The sequence below is a fragment of the Limosilactobacillus ingluviei DSM 15946 genome, assembly GCF_001435775.1.
Lineage (GTDB): Bacteria > Bacillota > Bacilli > Lactobacillales > Lactobacillaceae > Limosilactobacillus > Limosilactobacillus ingluviei.
The window spans coordinates 32911-51259 of record NZ_AZFK01000083.1 but is presented as its reverse complement, the minus strand read 5'-3'; the positions used below and the strand labels follow the sequence as shown (position 1 = coordinate 51259).

Below are 18349 nucleotides of genomic sequence, written 5' to 3'. Positions count from 1 at the left end.
TCGCTGTGGTCGCGCATCATTTCGTCCGTCCGTTCGCGGTGGCGGTTGTAAACGCCAACCGTGAAGCCGCGGCTTTCGATGTTTAAGGCCAGGTTCTTACCCATGACCGCAAGACCGATCACACCAATTTGTGCCTTTTGATCTGACATTGTGTTGTCACACTCCTTAATCTAACTAAAACATGTTTACGTTCACTATTATACAAGATCAAGCAAAAAAAGAAAGCTTCGCTAAAATATTTTTTAGCGTGAACAAATGCTTTACTAGCAACGGAAATGCTGATTCCGACAGAAGTAAGCGCTTGCTCAAGTGGGAGCGAAAGACTATATTATGGAAAAAGGCAAAAAAGGGTGGGTAATAAAATGGTGCCAAAAATGAAAGTACAATATGCACATAGTCCTCAGGATATTGCACACTATGATGCAGAACAAATGAGACAGGAGTTCTTGATGACGAAGGTCTTTATTCCAGATCAAATTTTGCTAACGTATACCTATAATGACCGGATGATTTTTGGAGGAATAATGCCACAAAAGGATGCGTTAGAAGTTGAACTAAGTAAGGATTTAGGTGTGGATTACTTTTTGCAACGCCGAGAATTAGGCTTTATTAACCTTGGTGGTGAAGGGAGCGTTGAAATTGAAGGAGTAACTTATCCGGTGTTCCCACACGATGGCTTTTATATTGGGATGGGAACCAAAAGGGTAGTTTTTCGTTCTAAAATTTCGGCGAGCCCAGCTAAATTTTATATTGTTTCTACACCGGCACACCGGACATATCCAACTCGTCGATTGCAATTTAAAGATGCGGTAAAAATGCCAATGGGTGACCAAGAGCACATGAATAAGCGAACCATTTACAAGTACATTGATGCTTCGGTGATGGGTACTTGCCAACTCCAAATGGGATACACCGTGTTAGAGCCGGGGAATGCGTGGAATACAATGCCAGCGCACACTCACGCGCGACGGATGGAAACTTATCTATACACTGAGTTTGGCAGCCCAACGACACGCGTTTGTCACTTTATGGGGGTGCCTGAAAATACCAAGCACATTTGGGTTGAACCTGACCAAGCAATTGTTAATCCGTCATTTTCCATTCACAGTGGAGTTGGGACGACCAATTATGCGTTTGTTTGGGCGATGTGTGGCGAAAATCAGACCTATGATGATATGGATATGGTGGACATGCATCAGTTACGATAAGAAATTACGGGAGAAAATCTTATGAAACGAGCAAAGTTGCTTCAAAAGATGGTTGAAACAGGTATAATTGCGGTAATTCGCTCTGAAACGCCAGCTAAAGCACTTAAAACGGTCGAGGCATTGGTAGCTGGCGGGATTACGGGAATTGAACTTACTTTTAGTGTTCCCCACGCAAGCCGGGTGATTGAACAGGTAGTGGATCGCTACGAAGGTACCAATGTTGTCGTTGGCGCCGGGACGGTGCTTGATGTTACTTCGGCACGGTTAGCAATTATGGCAGGGGCAAAATTTATTGTTAGTCCAACTTTTAGTAAGGAGGTTGCCTTTTTGTGCAACTTATATCAGGTCCCATATGTGCCAGGCGTTTACACACCAAATGAAGCGCAACAAGCATTAGAATACGGGGCGGAATTGGTAAAGTTGTTCCCGGGTAAGCTAGCCGGGCCGATGGTAATTGATGAATTCCATGGTCCATTCCCGTATTTAAACGTCATGCCATCTGGCGGGGTAAATGTTGCTAATTTAGTAGATTGGTTTGCGGCTGGTGCAAAGGTAGTGGCAGTCGGCGGTGACTTACTAGAACCTGCCAAACATGATGATTATGCCGCCGTGACTGCAAAGGCGACGGAATACATTGCCAAGTGGCGAGAATGGCAGCAAAATTAAGTGATTGATGAGCTCCGAGCCCCGGCGGTTAGGGGCTTTTTTAATTGTTTTCGCAAAGCGGAATGTCCAAATGATTACAAAAGCCAAAATTAATGCTTCACGTGAACAATAAAACGTGATATTATGTAAGCGTAATCAAATAAGAGCTGCTCCATTGTGATTGCTAATGTTAATAGTGTTCTCTAGCTTTAGCGGTCCGGATCGGTTAACGACCGATTCTAACTGTTTCTTGTTAAATTTGTTCTCGTTAACATAATGTAGGAGGATTAAAAATGGATTTAAATGGGTTGTTGAAGGATGTTGAAGAAATCCTTGCCAAAGTTGACGCTGGCGAAAAGGTTGAAAGCTTATCGGATGCGGGTGTGTATGTACCATCCGTTCAAGTAGACCGTCGCAACGTTTACTTCATTTACCACACTAAGGATGAAAAGGACCACACGGTTAAGACTCTGGTCGTTTACGAAGAAAACCCGACGATCGGTGACTTTGACGCGTTAGAAACGTTGAAGGGGGAAAACTCAACTCTGATCACGGCCGCTTTGACCGACCACAATAACCAAGCTTTGGCTAAGCGGTTCCCATGGATCAAGCCAACTTCCCGGCGGAACTATAAGTACACCTTTGGTTTGGGGGACCGGCTGGGTAACGCCTCAAACGCTCACTTGCGTCTGTTCAAGGGGACGGGGATCATGCCAGTGTTGGCCCAACAATCAATCCGGGAACTGACTTTGATGCACCGGACGAACACCGATGTTTTGCTGTCCGCTTCGTGGGCGGTCTTTGAAGAAGGCTTCACCTTTGGTTGGGGTGCTGATGGGGACCACGTAAAGACCGAATACGAAGTTGACTACGCCGTTAAGGTTGGTTGCTCCATGATCACTCTGGACTGCACGGATGTCATCAACAACGACGCGGTAACGATGAGTGATGAAGAACTGGATAAGACTTTCAACGCTTTGGACGATGACCAAAAGAAGTACTTCAACGACACTTACCTGGACAAGACCTTTGACCTGGGTAACGGCAACTCCGTTCACTTTACTAAGCACGACGTTGAAGAATCCGTTTTGACTTTCTACGGGGCAATTCTGTTTGCAGCTGATATCTACAAGAAGTTCGTAGTACCATACAACCTGGACTTCGAAATCTCAATGGATGAAACGCCATACCAAACGACGAACCCGAACCACTTCTTCTTTGGTAACGAATTACACAAGCGCGGGATCGTCCCAACTACGATGGCTCCACGGTTCTACGGTGAATTCCAAAAGGCAATCGACTACATTGGCGACAAGGACCGCTTTGAACGTGAATTTGTGCTGCACGAAGCGATCGCGGAATACTTTGGCTACAAGCTGTCGATTCACTCTGGTTCCGATAAGCTCTCCGTTTACGAAATCATTGGCCGGGTAGCTAAGAATGGTTGGCACGTAAAGACGGCTGGTACGAACTGGCTGGAAGCTTTGCGGGTCATTGCCCACAAGGATCCAGAATTCATGGTAGAACTTTACAAGTATGCTTATGAACACTTGGATGATGTGAAGGACTTCTACGTCTTTAACGCTCAAACTGATGGGAAGGCACCAAAGCCAGAAAACGTTACGGTTGACAATGTAGTAGACGTGCTGAGTGATGATGATGGCCGCCAAGTGCTCCACACGATGTACGGTTCCTTGATGAACCTTAAGCACAACTACCATTACGTCTTCCGCGACAAGTTCTGGGACATTTTGTTGAAGAACCAAGACCTGTACGACAAGTACTTGAACATCCACATTGCAGAACACATCGACTTGTTGCAAGGCAAGTACAAGACGAAGGAAGAAGCTTTAGCTGCTTTGGAACCAAAGACGGATATTTCTAAAGAATACTAAATTATTACGATCAGCCTCTAAAACAAACGCATACTGGTGCTAACTAGGTGTTCGACAAACCGCTTAGAAAGCATTAGAATAAGTTTCGGCAAACTGAATATCTACACTGGAAGGGCGAGAATCTGCGAATATTATTATGTAGCGCGGGTTCTTGCCTTTTTAGAACGAAAAATTGTAAAATTGATTAATAATATTTAGTTGACGAGTTTAGCATAGCGAAAGGAGTTCGGGATAATGGCAAAAAATGTCAAACAGGAGGAAATCCTTAATCGAAATCAATCAATAACGATTAAGGATTTGGCAAAGATTGCCGGAGTATCACATACGACAGTTTCGCGAGCGTTAAACGGCAGTGAGCTAGTAAAAGAAAGTACACGTAAAAAAATTGCAGAGTTAGCAAAGCAATTAGGGTATACGCCCAACATTAATGCACGGAGCTTAGTTACCAACAGATCTTATGTGCTTGGAATCTTTTTTACGAATTTGGAAACTGGGACCTCAACCAGCTTTCTGACTGAAGTAATTGAGCAGACGCAACGTATGCTATCGTCGCGATATTCAATTTCGATTAATAGTATTGATAAAGCTATTCGGGACATTGAGCAATATTCACTATCTGTCTCGAATTATGATGGCGTAATTATTATTAGTCAATCAAAATCTGACGACCAATTTATTGCGGAAGTAATTGATAGTGGCGTCCCGCTAGTTGTATTGAATCGTCGAATTGCAAATAAAGATGTTAACAACTATGCTATTAACGATTATTTGGGCAGTAAAAGCGTGACGGAAATGGCGATTCGGATGGGACATCGTCATTTTGCCTTAATTCAAGGAATTGAAACTTTTGAATCTGCTAGTCAAAGAACAGCCGGCTTTATGGATGCACTTCGAGAAGCTGGTCTAAACCCGGATGAGGCAATTATAGGTCAAGGGGATTATAAGCCGCGAAGTGGAAACATTGCGATGCGTCAAATTCTTTCTAGTGGTAAAGCTCCAACTTGTGTAATTTGTGAGAATGATGATATGGCAGTTGGAGCGCTAGATGCATGTGTTGAATTGGGGTATAGGGTTCCTGATGATATTTCAGTAATTGGTTTCGATGATATGAGTTATTCGAAGTATCTGATGCCACCGTTGACGACAGTACGGAAACCAACATCAACGATTGTTAAAAAAGGGGTAAGTAAATTAATGGGGCTCCTAGAACAACGAGGCAAAAAAGAAAATGAAAGTGTCGATCGAGAAGTCATAAGTTCAGAGATTATCGTCAGGTCCTCGGTAAAAAAAATAAACTAGTTAAAAATGGCATTCAAAAGAATCTTCAATAAATTCTTTTGAATGCCATTTTAATTATTAGTGAGTGGTTCCTCAAAGTAATCTTGGTATTGATCGATGACGCTTTCCTGTTCGTCTAGCATAAGATGCAAGTGGTTGCGTAGTAGGAAGGAAAGTTCATCGACATTACGTTGACGAACAGTATCAAGAATTTTAACGTGTTGGTTAGAAAGGGTTTCCCATTTTAAATTAGGGACTCTTAGGCGTAGTCGGCGGAATCTGTTTAACTGCATGTTATTTAATTGCAGCCAGTCCCAGACTTCTAATTTGTTAGCAGCAACGTAAAACTCCCGATGGAACTCTTGGTCAAGGTCAAAGAAAAGGTCAGGTTGGCGATTGGTGATAGCTTCGGTTTGTTGTGCAAGATTGTGAGAAAGGTTTACATAGTTTTGACTGGTGATTTTCATTACCGCTTCCAGCATTATTTGAGGTTCGATACATTCACGTACAAACCGACCATTCGTAGCGGTATTCATGTTTATTTTAGTAATGAAAGTACCACTTTGGGGAACTACATTAATCAACCCTTCTCGTTCGATTCGAATTAAGGCTTCTCTAACGGGGGTTCTACCCATTTCTAAATCTTTTCGAAAAGTTGATTCCGTAACCTTAGCGCCAGGAAGGTAATGAAAATGAATTATTTTATACTTGATTTTAGTGTAGGCTTCATCGTAATTCTTATCCATAGTTTATAATCTCCTTTGGTCAGAAGTTAGAGAGGTTGTGATGTTAGCTAATTTCCGGTTAACCATCCAGTAACAATAGAGTAAAGATAAACTCCAAGCAACGGGGTTAATGAAACAAACCGCAGTGAAGCTCATTAATACAATGGCGATCAAACTACCACAACTTCGTCCAATTAATTCGCCAACCCCAGAAAGCACGGCTTCAATACTAAAGCCAAGCCCTTGTAACGTGTTTCTATAGATCATTAACGAACCATGGAAAAAGAAAGTGAGCGACATCAAACGTAAATAACGGGCTGATAATTGGATAAGGTGCTGATTTTTACCGATTACCAAATAACTGAGAGGGGTAGCTGATAACATGATGACGGCAATGCAAAAAATGCAATATCCAACTTGGATGGTCACACCATCGTGAATACCTTGACGAATGCGCTGGATTTTTTTAGCGCCATAATTTTGGCTGATAAATGTTGCCATCCCCATACCGACGCTTTCCATAGGTAAAGTGAACATTTGGCGTATTTTTTCGCCGGCAGTTTGAGCAATGACCACTTGTGGACCAAGGGCGTTAATTGCTAACTGCATGATAATTGCTCCTATTGCTGAGATTGAATATTCAAGCCCCATTGGTACTGAAATATATATTAGTCGGTAGAAATAATGGGAAGAAAAGGCCAGATATTCCTTTTTGAATTTTATCATATTAATTTTAGTAACTAACCAAAAAATATTGGCAAGCCCACTTGTGAATTGGGCGATTAAGGTTGCGTAGGCAGCACCGCGAACGCCAAGTTTTAGATTACCAACGAAAAATAAATCTAGCAGAATATTTAGTAGGCTGGCACCGACTAAAAAATAAAAAGGATGCTTTGAATCTCCGAAAGCACGCAGAACACTAGCTGAGAAATTATATAAAACGGTAATTCCAATCCAAGCAAACTGTGGTTGAATAAAAGCAATTGCAGCTGGTAAGAGTTGTTGAGGGGTATGCATTATAGTTAGTAGGATAGGGGTTAGGATTGTCATACTAAAGCCAAAGACGGTGCTAATAATAATGCATAGATAAACACTATTCCAAAAATATCGTTGGATATCTTTAGTATGATGAGCGCCAAAGCTTTGGGCAATCGGAATTCCTAAACCAACACAAAAGCCTTGTACAAACCCAATGATCAGAAAACTCAAAGAATAGGTTGCGCCAACACTACCTAAAGCTTCACTGCTAATTAATCGTCCGACAATAATCGAGTCAATGAAACTATATAATTGTTGAAAAAACTGTTCCGAAAACGAGTGGGAGAGAGAAAAAGATGATTTGTTGTCGCGGACGACCAATAGTTAAGTCTGTTGATCCGTGCATTATCTTCAATATCCTTTCAAAAAAAGACCCATGCCATTCCATGTGGCATGAGTCCTTTGAAGTTCTTATTCTTCAGAGTGATTCATTTGGGCGTGACGTTCAGCTAAAATTTCACCGTTTTGCTTAACTTTATCACGAGTTAATGGATAAACGAAAGCCAATAAGAGGACGGCGAGAATAGCACAAACGACTGGAACTAAGGTAGCGGCACTATAGATAGCATTAACTGTGTGAGCAGATTGTTCAGCTCCCCCGGTAGTTGATGATTTGTATCCGACCCAACTTAAGAGGAAACCACCAAAGCCCCCACCGATAGCTTGAGCTACTTTCCGAGCAAATGAGTTAACCCCATAGACAATCCCGTCTTCACGGTCACCGGTAGTTACTTCGATATTATCAATAACATCCGTAATAAATGCCCAAACCTGCAAGTTAAATACTGCAAAACCTAAGGAACCAATAAAAATGAAACCTAAGTATACATAAGGACTACTGGTCCGGATCATAAAGAGGATGAAGTAAACGATGGCACTGATACTTAAACCAGCAATTGAAGAATTACGACGCCCGAAGTGGGTCGCAATATAATGCGAGAATGGTGACAGCAAAATTACAGTCGCAGTATTAACGACCATCGCGATCGCCATAACGGCACTGTTCTTAAAGTAGTCGTTGTAAACATAGGTGATCATGGTACCTGCTAAGTTTTGGTTAACTACCAATACTAAGTCGGTTAAGACCAAACCGAGCAAAGAGCGATCTTCTAGCATGGACTTCATGATCTTGCTTAACGGAATATTTTCAGACTTTTCAGTTTGAACCCGTTCAGTAGTTAAGTGAATAGTTAATTGGTAGCAAATCCATCCCAGGATTGCACAGACAATAACAACTTCCCAGAAGCGCATGCCAGAGATTTTTTGGGTTGCGCCAACGTAGATGAACATTGGGATGATGTAAGAGGTGATGGAACCACCTAAAGCTGAACCAATTGAACGCCAAGTAGACAAGGAAGTCTTGTCATCAGGATCGTTACTAATTGCGGATGCTAAAGACCCATAAGGGATGTTAACTGTAGAGTATAAAATCCCCCAAGCGATATAAGTGAACCAAACCCAAGCCATTCGAACGCCCATGGAAGCATCTTTAACCCATGGAACAAAGAGTAGAACTAAGAAGATTAACAATGGATATTCCATCCGGTTAATCCATGGAATGAAACGGCCGCGTTTGTGAAGCTTACTCTTATCAACGAGGCGTCCAACAACGACGTCAGTGATGGCATCGACGAAACGTGCTAACAAGAAAACAATGGCAGTTTGTGAACCGGAAAGTCCATAAACGTTGGTATAGAAGATCATCAGGAACGAGTTAACAACATTAAATGAGAAGTTGTTACCAATATCCCCAAACATGTACCCTATTTTGTCACGCCAATCAAAGGGATGGGCATTTACAGTAAAGGTACGTTGTCCTTTATTCTCCATTTTAAAAACCCCCAAAAACAAACAGGAATTAAACAAAAATTGCTACAAAAGCGAAAATATTGCAGAAACTAAAATAAATAATTATATCAATCGGCAAACTGATATGTTAGTTTGAGCGATATTTTTTCACTTCTTTCGACACTTGAGATGATAGCACCATTGGTAAGCGTTTTCAATAGGTTGGAGGATAAAAAAATATGATGAGAGGTAAAAATTCATCGCATATTATAGTATATAATTCTACATAATTTTTCAAAAACCAAAAAGTTAATTGACACATTATCAATGTAAGCGTATTCTACAGATAACGACGACCGATGTTTGTTTTAATATACCTAACCATAATGTAGTATATCAGTTTGCCAGTTTTAAAGATGGGTCGCCTAGTTAGTAACATGCGCTACTCGGAGGTTGATTTATGAAAAATACAACAAAGTTACTCAATATAGAGAATCATAAAGAGTTCTTGGAACTAACAACAGACGGAGCAAAATTTCGGATTTATCTGCTGGATGAAAATTTGATTCGGGTTCGCGGAACCTTCGATGACGAATTTGCAGCAGAAGAGTCCTATGCATTGATTAAGACTGCTTGGGATGACAAGACTGATAAGTTTATGGCTGATGAGCGGACTCGTGTCGAAGCATTGCCGATTAACCTTAAGGAATTGACGGACCATTATGAAGTCGAAGGCCCTAAATATAAACTTTCAATTTATCGTGAACCATTCTATCTTCAGATTGAAGACTACGATGGACATGTATTGCATAAAGACGTCCCTAAACGGTCATATGTATTAGATAACAATAATCGTAGGATTCATTACACTCAAATGGGAGATAATGAGAAGTTCTATGGATTTGGTGAAAAATCAGGGCCGTTAAATAAATACCGACGTCGAATGCGAATGCATAATACAGACTCGCTAGGGTGGGATCCCAAACAATCGGATCCGTTGTATAAGATGATTCCGTTCTATATTGATTTTAATCCTACGGAAAATGTGGCTAGTGGTTTGTTCTATAACAATTCACATGATTCCGAATTTGATATGGATTGTGAACACAGTAACTATTGGTTGCGTTATAGTAAATTTGTAGCTGATGGGGGAGAATTGGATTATTTCTTTGTTGGAGGCCCAACCATTAAAGAGGTTGTTGAACATTACACAGATTTGACTGGTAAGACAGCAATGATGCCAATGTCATCGTTGGGATACATGGGTTCGACAATGTTCTACTCGGAACTCGAAGAAGGTGATGATGAAGCGATTGTCAATTTCTTAGACAACTGTAAGAAGTACGATATTCCGTGCGATGGCTTCTTCCTTTCATCAGGTTATACTGCTGGTGATGATGATGGTAAACGTTATTACTTCCATTGGAATAAGAAACGTTTCCCAGATCCACAGCAATTTGTTAACGATTTAAAAAAGCGAGGAGCGCTAGTATCACCGAATATCAAGCCAGGGATTCTGCTAACTCATCCTTTGAACAAGGATTTTGCAGATCGGAATGCTTACGTTAAAACTGCAGATGGTCAGGCAAATCAAGTTAATCAATATTGGGGTGGCCCAGCTAATTTCATTGATTTTACTAGCGAAGATGGACGTAAAGCATGGAGCCATCATATGAAGGAATCTCTTTTGAAATTAGGGATTACTTCAATTTGGAATGACAATAATGAATACGAAACTGTTGATGGAGACGCTAAAGTGTCCATGGAAGGTTGCCAAGATAAGGTAATGGATGATGTAAGGCCATTAATGTCAACGATTATGGCAAAGGTAGCTCATACAGCTATTCATGATTATGACCAAGATGCACGTCCATACGTTACCAACCGAGCAGGCTTTGCAGGGATCCAACGATATGCACAAACTTGGGCTGGTGATAACTATACTTGCTGGGATTCTGTTAAGTACAACATTCCAACAATTCTTGGGATGGGATTATCAGGCGTTGCTAATCAGGGCTGTGATATTGGTGGTTTCTTTGGCCCATTGCCGACGGCAGAAATGTTTGTTCGTTGGGTTCAACAGGGGATCTTCCAACCACGCTTCTCAATTCATTCGGCCAATGATGATAATACTGTTACCGAGCCGTGGACGTATCCAGAATATACAAAATATATTTCTGCTGCGATTAAGCTGCGTTATTCGTTAATCCCTTATTTCTATTCCTTGCTATATGAAGCCCATGTTACGGGTGCACCAATTATGCGGCCGCTTATTTATGAGTTCCAAAACGATCCGAACGTGACAGATGAAAGCTTTGAATTTATGTTGGGCCAATCGTTGTTGGTTGCAAATGTTGTAGAGCAAGGGCAAACGGAAAAGAAAGTCTATCTTCCGGCTGGTACGAATTGGTTAGATTTAACCACTAATCAGCGATACGCCGGAGGGCAAACAATTAAAATCCCGGTTGAACTGAGCAGTATTCCGATGTTCTTACGAGACGGAGCAATTATTCCAAAGGCTCCGGGGTTGACCAATATTCACGATCAGGCAATTGAAAAGCTTGATTTGGTTGTGGAACCGAGCGAGGATGCAGAATTCACTCTGTATGAGGATGCTGGTGAAACGATGGCATATCAGAACGGAGAAAACCTGACAACAAAGATTACGGTTACTGGTCGTCCAGAAGGAGTAATCGTTGATTTTAAACGGAGTGGGAATTATGCCACTAAAGTTAAAGAAATGAATCTATCAGTATACTGTACGCGGATGGCTCCAATAAATGTTGTAGTCGCTGGTAAGTCCTTACATCGGTATTTAAACTATGATGAATTTATGAATGCTAAAGATGGCTGGTGGTTTGATGGTACTCACCGTCAAGCTAAGGTTCGGTATGAAAACCCTGATGAGCAAAATTACCAGGCCAATCTTGAATTTACGCTAAATGACTTAATTTCAATCCAATAGTGGAGGCAAACTATGACATTACTAGATGAAAATTTCTTGTTATCAAATCAATGGGCACAGAAAATTTACCAACATGCGAAGAACATGCCGATTATTGATTATCATTGTCATTTAAGTCCAAAAGAAATTTATGAAAACAAACATTATAAAAACTTAGCTCGAGTATGGATTAATGACGGTTCCGCAGGGGATCACTACAAGTGGCGTTTAATGCGGGCCAATGGAGTACCTGAAAGTTTAATTACCGGTGATGGTGATGATTTTAAGAAAGTAGAAGCGTTTGCCGAAACGATGGAGAATGCAATTGGGAATCCATTATATGAATGGACACAATTGGAATTAAAGCGTTATTTTGGGTTTGAAAAACCTTTTACTAAGGGGAATGCTCGTGAAGTTTGGGACAAGGCCAATGCATTACTGGCTACTGATGATTTTCGGCCACGCCAGTTATTGCAACGGATGAATGTAAAAGTAGTTTGCACAACTGATGATCCAGCTTCAGCTTTAAAATATCATCAACTTTTAAAAGCAGAAGAAGCCGAAAATGGGTTTAAAGTATTACCGGCAATGCGCCCGGATGCTGCTTTTAACATTCGAGCAACAACTTTTGCTCAATATATGGCAACTTTAGGTGAAGCGGCAGATGTCGAAATTAAGAATTTTACTGATTTGAAGCAAGCATTCGATCGTCGTTATGCTTACTTTGCCGAACTAGGTGGTAAATTATCCGATCATGGGATTAATACCTTCCACTTTGTTCCGGCAAATGAAGAAGAAGTAGATGCTATTTTAGCGAAGGGATTTGCTAATGAAGAATTAACGGATCATGAAGTAGATATTTACTTAACCGCGCTAATTGAAGAATTGATGCGGTTAAATAAAAAATATGGTTGGACAATGCAGTTCCACGGGAACGTCGTTCGGAATGCAAACAAGCAGTTGTTTGATCAAGTGGGACCAGACGTAGGTGGCGACTCAATTGGGACTCAAGCTGACTTTGCAGCTGAAATTATGAAGTTGCTGCAAGCAATGCAAGCGGAAGGCAACATTCCTAAGTTAATTTTGTACTCCTTGAATCCGAATGACTGGATGCAATTGGCAAGCGGAATGGGCGATTTCTATGGCGATGGTATCGATGAACATGCAATGAAGCAAAAACTTCAATTAGGGTGTGCATGGTGGTTCAATGACACTCGTCGGGGAATGCATATGCAATTAGAAATGATGGCAGAAAACAGTTTATTGCCAAACTTTGTTGGGATGTTGACGGACTCACGGAGTTTCTTATCTTACTCTCGTCATGAATATTTCCGTCGTGTCTTATGTAATTACTTGGGTGAGTTAGTAGAAAATGGTCAAGCCCCAGCTGATGAGGAGTATATGGGAAAGATTGCAGCGCGGATTTCATACACGAATGCGCATGATTACTTCCAATTTGGCGAAGTTGCTACTAAGGACTAGTCGAAAAGGTGGGGATCTACGATGCAAGTTCTTGAAAATGATAAGTTTAAAGTTGAAATCGATGAATTAGGGGCACAATTAACCCATTTGTACAACAAAAAAGAAAATTTTGATTATATTTGGAATGGTAAGTTATGGCCCAAACATGCCCCTGTACTATTTCCTGCAATTGGACGATCAGTGAATGATGAATACTTAATAGACGGAACGAAGTATGATATGCCACAACATGGTTTTGCAGGAGAACAGATTTTTACAGTTAAGAAGAACACTGGAAAGGTATTGGTCTTAGATTTAATTGCGAATGAGGAAACTAAGAAAATGTTTCCATTTGACTTTAAATTAACCATTACGTTTGAGCTTGGAGAACAAGGGTTAAGTTACCATTTTAGTGTTTTGAATCAAGAGTCTGATCGAGAATTTAGCTTTTCATTAGGTTCACATCCAGCATTTAATGTTCCAATTAATGGGGAGGGGAAGTTTACAGATTATACACTTAAGTTTGAGCCGAGTGATTTGGAACTCAAGCAGTTTGAAATCGTTAAGACCCCTAATCCGTATCGTACAGGGAAGGTAGTAACGCTGTCAGCGGCAGATGCAGGTCTCATTAATTTGAATTACGACATGTTTGAAGATGGTTTGGTGATTATCGAAAATGATGGGCTTAAAGGAGTTACTTTATCCTCACAAAATACGGATCATCAAGTACATTTAAGTTTAGCTGATTTTCGGTATGTTTGTCTTTGGACAAAAGAAGGAGCACAGGCGCCATTCTTATGTATAGAACCATTTGCGGGACTACCGGATGTTGTAGATCAGCCAAGTGAATTAATGGAAAAGGAAGCTAACACGAGATTAGCACCTGGTCAGATTAAAAATTTTGAATATGCTATTACGTTGCAGTAATACGTAGTGGAAAAGAGCAGAACAACATGGGAGCACCGCTTGTTTTGCTCTTTTTTGGAAAGGAGTTGCAGATGGAGAGAGTATTAATGGAAAAATGGAAAGAAAAGAATATCACTTTTCCGCTGCAAAAATTGATAAATCAGTGCAGTAGTGAAGGTGGTGGGATAGTCAAAATTCCATCAGGCCAATATACCATTGATTCTATCGAACTCAAAGATTACGTAACTCTGTATTTAGAACGTGGAGCACGGCTGATTGGTAGCGGGGATGAACAGAAATACTGGCATAGGCCGGGACTGTTTGAGTTAAAACAGAATATGACACCCTTGAGTTCGCTAATCCATGCTGAGCGAGCAAAACACATTGCAATTAGAGGATACGGAACCATTGATGGAAATTATCAACGATTTATCCTTCCTAATCAGGATGATGAACCACATTTGAAATTTTATAAGTATCCTCGGCCGATGATGATTTATTTTCAAGAATGCCAAGATGTTTCTCTGGAAGAAATTACGTTACAAAATTCGCCTTTTTGGACTGTGCACTTAGTTGGAAATAATGGAGTATACATTGATGGTCTTACAATAAAAAATGAAGTACGTATGCCGAATACAGATGGTTTTGACATTGACCGAAGCAAAAACGTAATAATTCAGAATTGTTTCATCCAAACGGGTGATGACGCTTTTTGTCCTAAGTGCACCGAAGAAACCAGTGAGTACGGTGATGTTGAGAACCTGATTGTGCGAAATTGCCGAGTAATAACTCAAAGTTCAGCAGTTAAGTTCGGTTCAAGTAGTTTTGGCAATTTTAGAAATTGCTGTTTTTCAAAGTTAATAATTAGGGATACGAATCGTGGTCTGGCTTTTCAACTACGAGATTCTGGAAATGCTGAGAATATTATTTTCGAAGACATTGACATTCAAACCAAGCACTACAGCCAGGAGTGGTGGGGATCTGGGGAACCAATTTATATAACATTATTGCCACGCACGCAGACGACTGATTTAACAAAGTGCCAAATCTCGAATATCATTTTTCGGCGAATTAATGCGGTCGCTGAAAATGGTGTGTTAATGATTTCTCAATTGCCAGGCCAAATTAAGGGGATTAGGTTTGAAGATGTTTTTCTAAAGTTAAAGAAATCCTTAAACACTAGGATCGAGTATGACTTGCGACCAGTTGATCAGAAAGAAAAAATTCAAGCACTACTAAAAGGAATCACGGATTTTAGTGACAGTAAGTTTGAAATTAAGGGTGGGAATCTTATTAACCCTGTGGTTGATTTGTTGCAAGCTAGGGAGGCAAACTGATGGTTCCGATTATTGAAAAAATGGAAGTTGTCCCCGTTGCCGGTCGAGATAGTATGCTCTTGAATTTAAGTGGAGCACATGAGCCATTTTTTACCCGGAATATAGTAATCTTGACAGCTAGCAATGGTGAAGAAGGAATTGGTGAGGTACCTGGTGGTAAAAAAATTACTCAGATTCTAAATGAAAGTCAAGATTTAGTGTTGGGAACACCCTTAGGAGACTATAAAAAAGTTATCAGGGGCGTAAAGAAGCGTTTTAGTGAATTAGATTCTAAGGGTCGAGGTCTCCAAACCTTCGATCAACGAGTCTGTATTCATGCGCAGACGGCTATTGAGACGGCTTTTTTGGATTTATTAGGGAAATATTTAAAAGTGCCAGTTGCCGCTTTGTTGGGTGATGGAATACAGCGAAAGAAGATCCCTGTTTTAGGATATTTATTTTATATTGGTGATCGTAAAAAAACTGACTTGCCATACGTAAAGGGTGAGGGGGCCGAAGATAGTTGGGAACGATTACGGCGCGAACCTGCGTTAACACCGGCAGCTGTGGTCCGACTTGCTCAAGCAGCTTACGAGCGATATGGATTCACTACCTTTAAGTTAAAGGGTGGGGTCTTTAACGGTGAGACAGAAGTGGCTACGATTAAGGCTTTGCATCAAGCATTCCCGATGGCGAAATTGGATCTGGATCCAAATGGAAGCTGGTCATTGAAGCAGGCTATCCGTTATACAAAAAGTTTAAAAGGTATTTTGCACTATATTGAAGATCCATGTGGTGCAGAGGATGGTTTTTCGGGACGGGAAATTTTAGCAGAATTTCAAAGGCAGACGCATGTTCCAGTAGCAACAAATATGGTTGATACTAATTGGCGACAAATGGCACATTCTTTGACATTAGGAGCTGTTTCAATACCTTTAGCTGATCCTCATTTTTGGACGATGGAGGGGTCTGTTGAAGTAGCGAAGATTTGCCAAGCTTTCAGTCTTAATTGGGGAATTCATTCAAATAATCATTTTGATATTTCGTTAGCAATGGCGATTCACGCGGCTGCTGCGGCTCCCGGAGAAATATATGCGATTGACACCCATTGGATTTGGCAAGACGGGCAAAATCTAACTAAGGATTCATACCAGATAAAAGACGGCTTTATAAGTCTTAAACAGGATAGTGTTGGTCTAGGTGTTACGATAGATCGCCAAAAATTAATTCAAGCACACCGGCTATATATACAAAATACTTGTGATCAGCGAAATGATGCTCGGCCAATGCAGTATTTAATTCCGAATTGGAGATTTGATCCGCATCGGCCAGCATTGGTTCGATAGTAGTTTTCAAAGAAAGGAAGTTTAAAGATGCTTTTTCCAAAACAAACAGCAACGCGGGCGTTAGAAGATCTTTCGGGAATGTGGCAGTTTCAAGCAGAAAAAAGTCCTTTAACGGCTACGCAACCATTACCTAATCCAATATGGATGGCAGTACCAGCTTCGTACAATGATCAAACCTTGAACCGTCAACTGAGGGATCATGTTGGCTGGTTCTGGTATCAAACAACGTTTAGTGTCCCCCAAGAGCAATTAAGAAAACGGAATGTTCTTCACTTTGGGGCGGTTGCTCAAAATTGTGAAATTTACATTAACGGAAAACAGGTAGGAAAGCATGTCGGTGGCTTTACTCCATTTGAGATTGACGTGACTCAAGAGGTTCATGTTGGAGACAACGACTTAAAGGTACGTGTAAACAATTTATTAGACGACACGACCTTGCCGTCCGCTGAGTTACATGAAAAAGATGGTAAATATACGTTACGACCACGTTTTGATTTCTATAACTACGCGGGAATTCACCGGAAAGTTCAATTATATACGACTAATCAGACGTACATTGAACATGTGGCAGTTAATTACGATATTGAAGGTAATACAACAACGATTAATCCTGATATTCAAATTAACGGGACTTATGCTAAGGCAAAATTATCAGTTATCGATGAAGATGGTCAAACGGTAGTAACTGGTAATAATGTAACTGCCACTTTAGTGCTTAATGATACTCATCGTTGGGAACCATTAAATGCCTATTTATATCAGTTACGAATTGAACTGTTTAATGACCGAGATGAACTGATTGACTCTTATAGCCAAGAATTTGGGGTTCGAACAATTAAAGTTGAAAATCATCGATTCTTAATTAATGACAAGCCGTTTTATTTCACCGGTTTTGGGCGTCATGAGGATTCTTTAGCTGCTGGGAAGGGTGAAAACCTTCCGCTTTTGAATTTAGACTATCAAATTATGAAGAATATGGGGGCGAATTCATTCCGGACATCGCATTATCCATACAGTGAAGAAGCAATGCGAATGGCGGATAGAGAAGGATTCGTAGTAATTGATGAAGTTCCAGCAGTCGGATTGTTTGAGAATTTTAATGTGTCGTTAGCTGGAGGAATGAAAGAGGGAACGACTTGGACAAATTTAGATCCAGAACAAAAGCATAAGCAAGCGTTGCGAGAGATGATTGAACGTGATCATGATCATCCATCTGTAGTAATGTGGTCAGTAGCTAATGAACCAGCAAGTCATGAAAAAGGTGCTCATGAGTACTTTAAAGAAATCATTAACTACACACGAAAATTAGATCCGCAGAAGCGGCCAGTAACGATTGTAAATATTATGATGGCTAATGCCGATAAGGATTTAGTCGGTGATTTAGTCGATGTATTATGTCTCAATCGTTATTATGGTTGGTACGTTAACTTGGATGACTTAGATGGTGCAAAACACGATTTACGTGTTGAATTAGAAAAGTGGCATGCTCATTTCCCTGATAAACCGATTGTTTTCACGGAACTAGGGGCAGATACAGTTGCAGGGATGCATTCTCTACGTCATGCACCATATTCTGAAGAATATCAAGTGGATTACTATCAAGCTAATTTCGAAGTATTCGATGAATTAGATTATGTCCAAGGTGAGCAACTTTGGAATTTCGCTGATTTTACTACAGATGCGGGAATGATTCGGATCGGCGGTGAAAACCGAAAAGGGATCTTTACTCGAAATCGCGAGCCTAAAGCAATTGCTACGTATCTTTCACGCCGATGGAATGACATGAAGAAGGAATGATT

The 18349-nt window shown here is 40.7% G+C and carries 14 protein-coding genes; 10 read left to right on the top strand and 4 right to left on the bottom strand.

Features of this window, described 5'->3' with window-relative positions; translation table 11 throughout:
* A partial coding sequence (locus FC43_RS11455; RefSeq protein WP_420865149.1) for an NAD(P)-binding domain-containing protein occupies positions 1 to 149 on the bottom strand: 149 nt, incomplete at its 3' end.
* Positions 150 to 362: 213 nt separating this feature from the next.
* On the opposite strand from FC43_RS11455, the gene kduI reads away from it, so the two are divergent.
* The 4 genes from kduI to FC43_RS09230 all read left to right on the top strand — a co-directional run bounded on the left by kduI (position 363) and on the right by FC43_RS09230 (position 5047).
* On the top strand, positions 363 to 1208 hold the full coding sequence (gene kduI, locus FC43_RS09245) for a 5-dehydro-4-deoxy-D-glucuronate isomerase (RefSeq protein ID WP_056955460.1): 846 nt from the start codon (positions 363 to 365) through the stop codon (positions 1206 to 1208).
* Between the two features lie 21 nt (positions 1209 to 1229).
* Positions 1230 to 1874 carry a bifunctional 2-keto-4-hydroxyglutarate aldolase/2-keto-3-deoxy-6-phosphogluconate aldolase gene (locus tag FC43_RS09240; RefSeq protein ID WP_056955459.1) on the top strand — a complete coding sequence of 215 codons (645 nt, stop codon included), beginning with the start codon at positions 1230 to 1232 and terminating at the stop codon, positions 1872 to 1874.
* A 272-nt stretch (positions 1875 to 2146) separates the two neighbouring features.
* Positions 2147 to 3748: a tagaturonate epimerase family protein gene (locus FC43_RS09235; RefSeq protein WP_056955458.1), complete on the top strand. Its 1602-nt coding sequence runs from the start codon at positions 2147 to 2149 to the stop codon at positions 3746 to 3748.
* A gap of 234 nt (positions 3749 to 3982) precedes the next feature.
* On the top strand, positions 3983 to 5047 hold the full coding sequence (locus FC43_RS09230) for a LacI family DNA-binding transcriptional regulator (protein ID WP_056955457.1): 1065 nt from the start codon (positions 3983 to 3985) through the stop codon (positions 5045 to 5047).
* Positions 5048 to 5097: 50 nt separating this feature from the next.
* On the opposite strand, the gene FC43_RS09225 is transcribed toward FC43_RS09230, so the two are convergent.
* The 3 genes from FC43_RS09225 to FC43_RS09215 all read right to left on the bottom strand — a co-directional run bounded on the left by FC43_RS09225 (position 5098) and on the right by FC43_RS09215 (position 8619).
* Positions 5098 to 5772, bottom strand: a complete 675-nt coding sequence (locus tag FC43_RS09225; RefSeq protein WP_056955456.1) for a GntR family transcriptional regulator — start codon at positions 5770 to 5772, stop codon at positions 5098 to 5100.
* 3 nt (positions 5773 to 5775) lie between these two features.
* The gene (locus FC43_RS09220; RefSeq protein WP_202812968.1) at positions 5776 to 7110 is read right to left on the bottom strand and encodes an MATE family efflux transporter; all 1335 of its coding nucleotides are present in this window, start codon (positions 7108 to 7110) and stop codon (positions 5776 to 5778) included.
* 90 nt (positions 7111 to 7200) lie between these two features.
* Entirely contained in the window at positions 7201 to 8619 is a 1419-nt protein-coding gene (locus tag FC43_RS09215; protein WP_056955455.1) for an MFS transporter, read from the bottom strand.
* 418 nt (positions 8620 to 9037) lie between these two features.
* On the opposite strand from FC43_RS09215, the gene FC43_RS09210 reads away from it, so the two are divergent.
* The 6 genes from FC43_RS09210 (at position 9038) to uidA (ending at position 18347) form a co-directional block, all read left to right on the top strand.
* Positions 9038 to 11542: a glycoside hydrolase family 31 protein gene (locus tag FC43_RS09210; protein WP_056955454.1), complete on the top strand. Its 2505-nt coding sequence runs from the start codon at positions 9038 to 9040 to the stop codon at positions 11540 to 11542.
* A gap of 12 nt (positions 11543 to 11554) precedes the next feature.
* Entirely contained in the window at positions 11555 to 13003 is a 1449-nt protein-coding gene (uxaC, locus tag FC43_RS09205; protein WP_056955453.1) for a glucuronate isomerase, read from the top strand.
* A 21-nt stretch (positions 13004 to 13024) separates the two neighbouring features.
* Positions 13025 to 13909 (top strand): aldose 1-epimerase family protein, encoded by an 885-nt coding sequence (locus tag FC43_RS09200; RefSeq protein WP_056955452.1) that lies wholly within the window; start codon positions 13025 to 13027, stop codon positions 13907 to 13909.
* Positions 13910 to 13995: 86 nt separating this feature from the next.
* Positions 13996 to 15225, top strand: coding sequence for a glycoside hydrolase family 28 protein (locus tag FC43_RS09195; RefSeq protein ID WP_235807617.1), 1230 nt, complete (start codon positions 13996 to 13998; stop codon positions 15223 to 15225).
* Entirely contained in the window at positions 15225 to 16550 is a 1326-nt protein-coding gene (locus FC43_RS09190) for an enolase C-terminal domain-like protein (RefSeq protein WP_191979102.1), read from the top strand. The genes FC43_RS09195 and FC43_RS09190 overlap by 1 nt, the downstream gene beginning before the upstream one ends.
* Before the next feature lie 27 nt (positions 16551 to 16577).
* Positions 16578 to 18347 carry a beta-glucuronidase gene (gene uidA, locus FC43_RS09185; RefSeq protein ID WP_056955449.1) on the top strand — a complete coding sequence of 590 codons (1770 nt, stop codon included), beginning with the start codon at positions 16578 to 16580 and terminating at the stop codon, positions 18345 to 18347.
* The last annotated feature ends 2 nt before the right edge of the window (positions 18348 to 18349 follow it).